This is a genomic window from Collinsella sp., assembly GCF_052346665.1.
Classification (GTDB): Bacteria; Actinomycetota; Coriobacteriia; order Coriobacteriales; family Coriobacteriaceae; genus Collinsella.
In genome coordinates this window covers 5,980-12,600 of the sequence record NZ_DAWDUX010000053.1, presented here as the reverse complement: position 1 = coordinate 12,600, position 6,621 = coordinate 5,980, and the positions used below count along the sequence as shown (strand labels likewise).

Annotated in this window: 5 protein-coding genes; 2 read left to right on the top strand and 3 right to left on the bottom strand. The window is 62.2% G+C overall.

The annotated features are described in order from the left end of the window. The coding region (locus ACT8II_RS08730; RefSeq protein WP_443813832.1) for an ATP-binding protein at positions 1 to 376 on the top strand (376 nt) is incomplete at its 5' end. Positions 377 to 427: 51 nt separating this feature from the next. Here ACT8II_RS08730 and ACT8II_RS08725 read toward each other — a convergent pair. The 3 genes from ACT8II_RS08725 to ACT8II_RS08715 all read right to left on the bottom strand — a co-directional run bounded on the left by ACT8II_RS08725 (position 428) and on the right by ACT8II_RS08715 (position 5,612). Next, the gene (locus ACT8II_RS08725; protein ID WP_443813830.1) at positions 428 to 2,668 is read right to left on the bottom strand and encodes a DNA gyrase subunit A; all 2,241 of its coding nucleotides are present in this window, start codon (positions 2,666 to 2,668) and stop codon (positions 428 to 430) included. 33 nt (positions 2,669 to 2,701) lie between these two features. Beyond that, a complete protein-coding gene (locus ACT8II_RS08720; RefSeq protein WP_443813828.1) occupies positions 2,702 to 4,699 on the bottom strand; it encodes a DNA gyrase/topoisomerase IV subunit B in 1,998 nt (665 codons plus the stop codon). Positions 4,700 to 5,150: 451 nt separating this feature from the next. Further along, positions 5,151 to 5,612: a restriction endonuclease gene (locus tag ACT8II_RS08715; protein ID WP_330006558.1), complete on the bottom strand. Its 462-nt coding sequence runs from the start codon at positions 5,610 to 5,612 to the stop codon at positions 5,151 to 5,153. Positions 5,613 to 5,815: 203 nt separating this feature from the next. Here ACT8II_RS08715 and ACT8II_RS08710 point away from each other — a divergent pair. After that, positions 5,816 to 6,621 (top strand): alcohol dehydrogenase catalytic domain-containing protein (locus ACT8II_RS08710; RefSeq protein WP_443813826.1); only part of this gene is annotated, 806 nt, incomplete at its 3' end.

The window sequence follows — 6,621 nt, the reverse complement described above, 5'->3', positions numbered from 1 at the left end:
TGGCGTCTCGATCCCGAGGAATCCCGTCGTGGCCAACATATTCTTCCGACTCGATTACATCGAGCAGTTTGGGACAGGCATCGCGCGCATCAACGAGGCGTATGAAGAACTGGCGGTTAAGCCCGCCTTCGACATCCGCGAGAACTCCATCGCGGTGACCTTGCCCTTCGAGGCAGCGCTACCTGAGGGGGTGACCCTTGATGAGCGCAAGCTCATGGACGAAATGAGCCGGAGTATCCTGATGACCCGCGCGGAGATCGGTCTCCGGAGCGGCTTCAGCAAAGACAAGACCACACGCATTCTGAACGCCCTCGCGTCGCGCGGCCTCGTTACGAGGGAGGGCGCTGGCAGGGGGACGCGGTACCGCAGGGTGTAGCGTATTCCCGTGCGCCCGTGCGCCGCAAGCATTTCATGCCCAGCGTCGCCCCTAGTCGAACAAGCTCGGCATGTCGTCTTCCTTCATGAGAGCTCCGGCACAAGGAAGGCTCTGAGCGGTGAACTTCTCCGCGGAGACGCCGGCGCCCAGCACCTCCTCGACCGTGCTCACGGTAGTGATGGCGCGACCCTTCTTGGCGGTGAACGCCTGGACGCCCTGCGTGCTGGTGGTCGTCTTGGTCTTGAGTAGCGAAGTGTTGAAGTTCATCAGACGGTAGTCGCTCGAGACCAGAGCGATGTCGCGATCCTCCTTGAGCACCTGGGCGTACAGCAGCTTGGACCCGCCGTAGATGGCGTTCTTGAGGCGCTTGCGGTTGGTCTTGGTGACGTACCCGGCCAGCGACACGCGCACCGCGCGCCCGTTCTCAAAGACGAACAGCACGTCGGCCTTGTAGTCCTCGGGGTCGATGACCCAGATCACGCTCTCGTCGGGGTCCATCTCGAGGTCCGTGGCCAGATACGACCCCAGCTGCGCGGACTTGGTGTCCTCGAACGCCGCGACCTTGCACTTATACACCTGGCTCTTGTTGGTGAAGACCAGCAGCTCGTGCGTGTTGGCGGACGGGAACTCGATGAAGGGCTCGTCGCCGTCCTTGTACTTGAGCTCCGCGGCCTTCCGTAGAACGCGGTCCGTCATCTTCTTGAGGTAACCCTCGCGCGAGAGCATGATGGTGACCGGGTACTCCTCGACCTCGGGCTCCAGGCTCACCTCGATGACGTCGGACGGCTCGATGCGGCCCGTGCGGCGCGGCATGACGTACTTCTTGTTGACCGCGGCCAGTTCGTCGCGAATGACCTTCTTGATATTCTCCTCGCTCGAGAGAATCTCCTCGAGCGCGGCGATCTCACCCTCGAGTTTCGCGATGTCCTTGGTGCGGTTGAGGATGTACTCCTCGTTGATGTTGCGCAGCTTGAGCTCGGCGACGAACTCCGCCTGGGTCTCGTCGATGTCGAAGCCGCTCATCAGGTTGGGGACGACCTCGGCCTCGAGTTTGGTACCGCGGATGATGGCGATGGCCTTGTCGATATCGAGCAGGATGGCCTCGAGGCCGTGCAGCAGGTGCAGGCGCTCGGACTTCTTGCCCAAATCGAAGCTCACGCGGCGGCGCGTGGACTGGATGCGCCACGCAACCCACTCATGCAGGATCTGGCGTACGCCCATAACGCGGGGGTAGCCGTCCACCAGGACGTTGAAGTTGCAGGAGAACGAGTCCTGCAGCGTGGTGGTGCGGTAGAGCTTGGCCATGAGCTTCTCGGGGTCCACGCCGCGCTTGAGGTCGATGGCGATGCGCAGGCCGGAGAGGTCGGTCTCGTCGCGGATGTCGGCAATCTCACGCACCTTGCCCTCCTTGGAGAGCTTGACGATACGGTCGATGATCACGTCGGTTTTGGTGGTGTAGGGGATCTCGTAGACCTCGATGATGCGCTCTTCGGGGACCCAGCGCCAGCGCGAGCGGATCTGGAAGCTGCCCAGGCCCGTCTCGATGATGCGCTCCATCTCCTCGCGGCGGTAGATGATCTCGCCGCCGGTGGAGAAATCGGGCATGGGCATGTACTCGAGCAGGTCGCAGCTGGGGTCCTCGAGGAAGTGCATGGTGGCGGTGCACACCTCGTTGAGGTTGAAGCCGCAGATGTCGGATGCCATGGCCACGCCGATGCCCTTGTTGGCCGAGACAAGGATGTTGGGGAACGTGGTGGGCAGCAGGCGCGGCTCCTTCATGGCGCCGTCGTAGCTGTCGACGAAGTCGACCGGGTCCTTGTCGATGTCCTTGAAGATCTCGGCGCAGATGGGGGAGAGCTTGGCCTCGGTGTAACGCGAGGCGGCGTAGGTCAAGTCGCCCGAGTAGTACTTGCCGAAGTTGCCCTTGGACTCCACGAACGGCGCGAGCAGCGCCTCGTTGCCCGTGGCGAGGCGCACCATCGTCTCGTAGATGGCGGCGTCGCCGTGCGGGTTGAGCTTCATGGTCTGGCCCACGATGTTGGCGCTCTTCTGGCGCTCGCCCTTGAGCAAGCCCATCTTGTACATGGTGTACAGCAGCTTGCGGTGCGAGGGCTTGAAGCCGTCGATCTCGGGGAACGCGCGCGAGACGTTGGTGCTCATGGCATACGGCATGTAGTTGGTCTCGAGCGTCTCCGTGATGGGCTGCGCCGTGACCTCCGAGTGCAGGCCGATGACGTTATCGGTGTTGACCTGCTTCTTCTTGCTTGGGGTGCTGGTTTTCTTCTTTGCCACGATGTCCTCTTGATGCTTTCTTTGGGGCCGCTCTTACTGCAGGTCCAGCTGGTCGAGATACTCCTTGCCGTGCTCGGCGATATGGCGCTTGCGGCCGGCCTCGTCGTTGCCCAGCAGCAGGTTGAACATGGATTCCATCTTGGCCACGTCCTCGGGTTCCACCTTGATCAGGCGGCGCGTCTCGGGGTTCATGGTGGTGAGCCACATCATGTCAGGATCGTTCTCACCAAGACCCTTGGAGCGGTTGATGGAGCATTTCTGGTCGCCGATCTCGGCCAGGATGGCGTTCTTCTCGAGCTCGGTGTAGGCGAAGTAGGTCTTTTCCTTGCAGTTGATCTCGTAGAGCGGCGACTCGGCGATGTAGACGTAGCCCTCGTCGATGAGCGTGGGCACCAGGCGGTAGAGCATCGTCAGGATGAGCGTGCGGATGTGGTAGCCGTCCACGTCGGCGTCCGTACAGATGATGACCTTGCTCCAGTTGAGGTTGTCCAGGTCAAAGGCGCCCAGGTTCTTGATACGCTTGTCCCTGATCTCTACGCCGCAGCCCAGCACGCGCATGAGGTCCATGATGACGTCGGACTTGAAGATGCGGGGGTAGTCCTCCTTCAGGCAGTTGAGGATCTTGCCGCGGACGGGCATAACGCCCTGGAACTCGGCATCGCGCGAGGTGCGGATGGCGCCCGCCGCCGAGTCGCCCTCCACGATGTAGACCTCGCGGCGGGTCTTGTCCTTGGAGCGGCAATCGATGAACTTCTGCACGCGGTTGGCCATGTCGGTCTTCTGCTGCAGGTTGGTCTTGATGCTCTGACGGGTCTTCTCGGCGTTCTCGCGCGAGCGCTTGTTGATGAGCACCTGCTCCATGATCTTGTTGGCGGCGTCTTTGTTCTCGATCAGGTAGGTCGCCAGGCGCTCCTTGAAGAACGCCGTCATGGCCTGCTGGATGAAGCGGTTGTTGATTGCCTTCTTGGTCTGGTTCTCGTACGAGGTCTGGGTGGAGAAGCAGTTGGTCACCAGCACCAGGCAGTCCTGGACGTCCTGCCACTTGATGGAGCTCTCGTTTTTGTTGTACTTGCCCTGTTGCTTGATGTAGGCGTCGATCGCGCTGGTGAGCGCGCTGCGGGCCGCCTTCTCGGGCGAGCCGCCGTTCTCGAGCCACGAGGAGTTGTGGTAGTACTCCTGCATCTGGAAGGTGCGGGAGAAGCACAGGCACGCCGTGATCTTGACGTTGTAATCGGGCAGGTCCTCGCGGTCGCGGCCGCGGCGGTCCGCCTCGATGAAGAAGGGCTCGGTGAGGTAGTCGGCGCCGACCTTCTCGAGCACGTAGTCCTCAATGCCCTTGGGGTAGCAGAAGTCCTCTTCGATGAACTCGCCGTCGTCGCCCTCGATGCGCAGGCGGAAGGTCACGTTGGCGTTGACCACGGCCTGGCGGCGCATAGTCTCGCGATACCAATCGTGGGGAATGCTGATCGAGGTGAAGACCTCCAGGTCCGGGCGCCACTTGATGGTGGTGCCGGTGCGGTCGCCATCGGCGGGCTCGATCTCGAGCGCCTTCTTCTTGGCGCCCACGACCTTGCCCTTCTTGAAGTGGAGGGAGTACTTGTTGCCGTCGCGCCAGACCGTGACGTCCATGTACTCGGAGGCGTACTGGGTCGCGCAGGAGCCCAGGCCGTTGGTGCCCAGCGAGAAGTCGTAGTCGCCGCCCTCGTTGTTGTTGTACTTGCCGCCGGCGTAGAGCTCGCAGAAGACGAGCTCCCAGTTAAAGCGCTTCTCGGAGGGGTTCCAATCGAGCGGGCAGCCGCGGCCGTTGTCCTCGACCTGGATGGAGCCGTCGCGGAAGGCGGTGAGGGTGATGAGCTTGCCGTAGCCCTGGCGCGCCTCGTCGACGGCGTTGGACAGGATCTCAAAGGCGGCGTGCGCGCAGCCGTCGAGCCCGTCCGAGCCGAAGATGACGGCGGGGCGCAGGCGGACGCGCTCCTCGTCCTTGAGCTGACGGATACTGTCGTTGCCATAGTTTGCGGTGTTCTTTGCCATGCTCGCTCTCTCGGTGGTTCCCTTGTGCGTCTTTGCAGCCATGTAAATGAATACCGTAACATAGCGCGGGTCGTATGCGGTACCGTCCAAGCTAAATCCATCGAACAGGGGTTCGTATGGCGAAGGAATGTCGCAACGGCCCCTGGGGCGGGGCTGTCGGCGCGGTGAGCGAGCTGAGATTCGCCTCTGGATACCCTGTTTACCGCATGAGCCAGTGCCTGGTTGACCCGAGTTGACTCCCCGAAGCTATGAAGTTGAGGTTTTTCGTATTAGTTTTCGAATTTGCCGAGTATACAGCCTCACTTCAATTCCGTTATCTGGGGTTTTGTGTGCGTGGGTTTGCTCTCTACTCGGCAAAACCGGAATCGAGTACGAAAAACCTCAACTTCTTTTCCAAGGGGCGATGCACGTGCTCTTTGCGAGCGTGAAATCGTGGTATGAGTCCGCGTTGCTAGTTCACTGTGTTCCAGATATCCTCGTCAAACATGTTGGAAATGGCGGAGATGGCGAAAATGGTCTGAATGCCGCCAAGCGAGTTCTTGGAAGACTGGGAGAGCACGTCGCGTGGCGCGGTTTTGTTCCAGGTGACGGCACGCGTGTAGGTTATGCCTTCGGGCTCTGGCACGGGTGAGCAGGGGCCGGAGATGACGCCGATATGGTAGAGGCGTTCGGCGGGGTCGTACATGACGACGGTCGACCCCTGCTCCATGGAATGGGCAAAACGGAATACCTGTCCAACGCTGGTCGCGACCTTCTGCTTGCTCTCGGCGGGGTGCGCCGCAGCGTATGCGGCCCCGATTTGGTCGCGGTCCATGTTGGCGATGTCCAGGCCGTTGAAGTCCCAACCAATGCCGATGATGTTGTTCTCGACCCAATCGGTTGCGAACGTTCCTCCGCGCCCCGCGCGAATCATCCAAGCGTTTATGGTGGCGTCCTTTCAGCTGCTGTCTCTACGCCTGCATTATCTCATTGGAGTGAGGCTCGGGACGCATTTCGATAACGTTTAGATTGGGCAGAACGAGGTGAAAGCCGTAACCTTATGACGTGCGTTACACCGAGCCCAGCGCCTCTCCAATCGCCTATCATTGCTGGTAGACAAGCGATAAGGAGACCCTCATGAAAGCCCTGGTACACGACGGCAGCGGACGCATTGCGCTCGAGGATCGCTCCGAGCCGCAACTGCAGGCGCCTACCGACGCCGTCATCCGCGTGACATGCTCGACCATCTGCACGAGCGACCTGCACATCATCCATGGAGCCGTCCCGCGCGCCACGCCCACCACGGTGCTCGGTCACGAGTTCGTGGGCGTGATTGAGCAGGTGGGGGAGGGCGTGCGCAACCTCAAGCCGGGTGACCGCGTGGCCGTGAGCTGCGAGACCTTCTGCGGCGAGTGCTTCTACTGCGAGCGCGGCTGGGTGAACAACTGCGTGGAGGGCGGCTGGGAGCTCGGTTGCTGCGAGGACGGTTGCCAGGCCGAGCTCGTGCGCGTGCCACATGCGGACCGCACCTGCGCCGTCATCCCCGCGGATGTGACCGACGAGGATGCCCTCTTCCTGGGCGACATCGTGGCGACGGGCCATTGGGGCGCAAAGATCGCCGAGATCGAGCCCGGCTTCACGGTCGCCGTGATCGGCGCCGGCCCGGTCGGCCTCACCACCATGATGTGCGCCCGCCTGTTCGACCCCGCCCGCATCGTCGCGATCGACATCGACCCCGCCCGCCTCGCCCTCGCCCGTGAGCGCGGCCTTGCGGACGCCGTGATCGACGCGAGCACCATGGACCTTGCCGCCGTGGAGGCCGCTGTGCGCGAGCTCTCCCACAGCCGCGGCGCCGACAGCGTGATCGAGGCCGCCGGCGGCTCCAACACCTTCGAGATGGCCTGGCGCATCGCCCGCCCGCACGGCGTGGTGGTGCTCTCCGC

What these genes read in the sequence shown, in the direction of transcription:
- ACT8II_RS08720 (WP_443813828.1), bottom strand. Translation starts at nt 4,699, where the DNA reads ATGGCAAAGAACACCGCAAACTATGGCAACGACAGTATCCGTCAGCTC.
- ACT8II_RS08715 (WP_330006558.1), bottom strand. Translation starts at nt 5,612, where the DNA reads ATGATTCGCGCGGGGCGCGGAGGAACGTTCGCAACCGATTGGGTCGAG.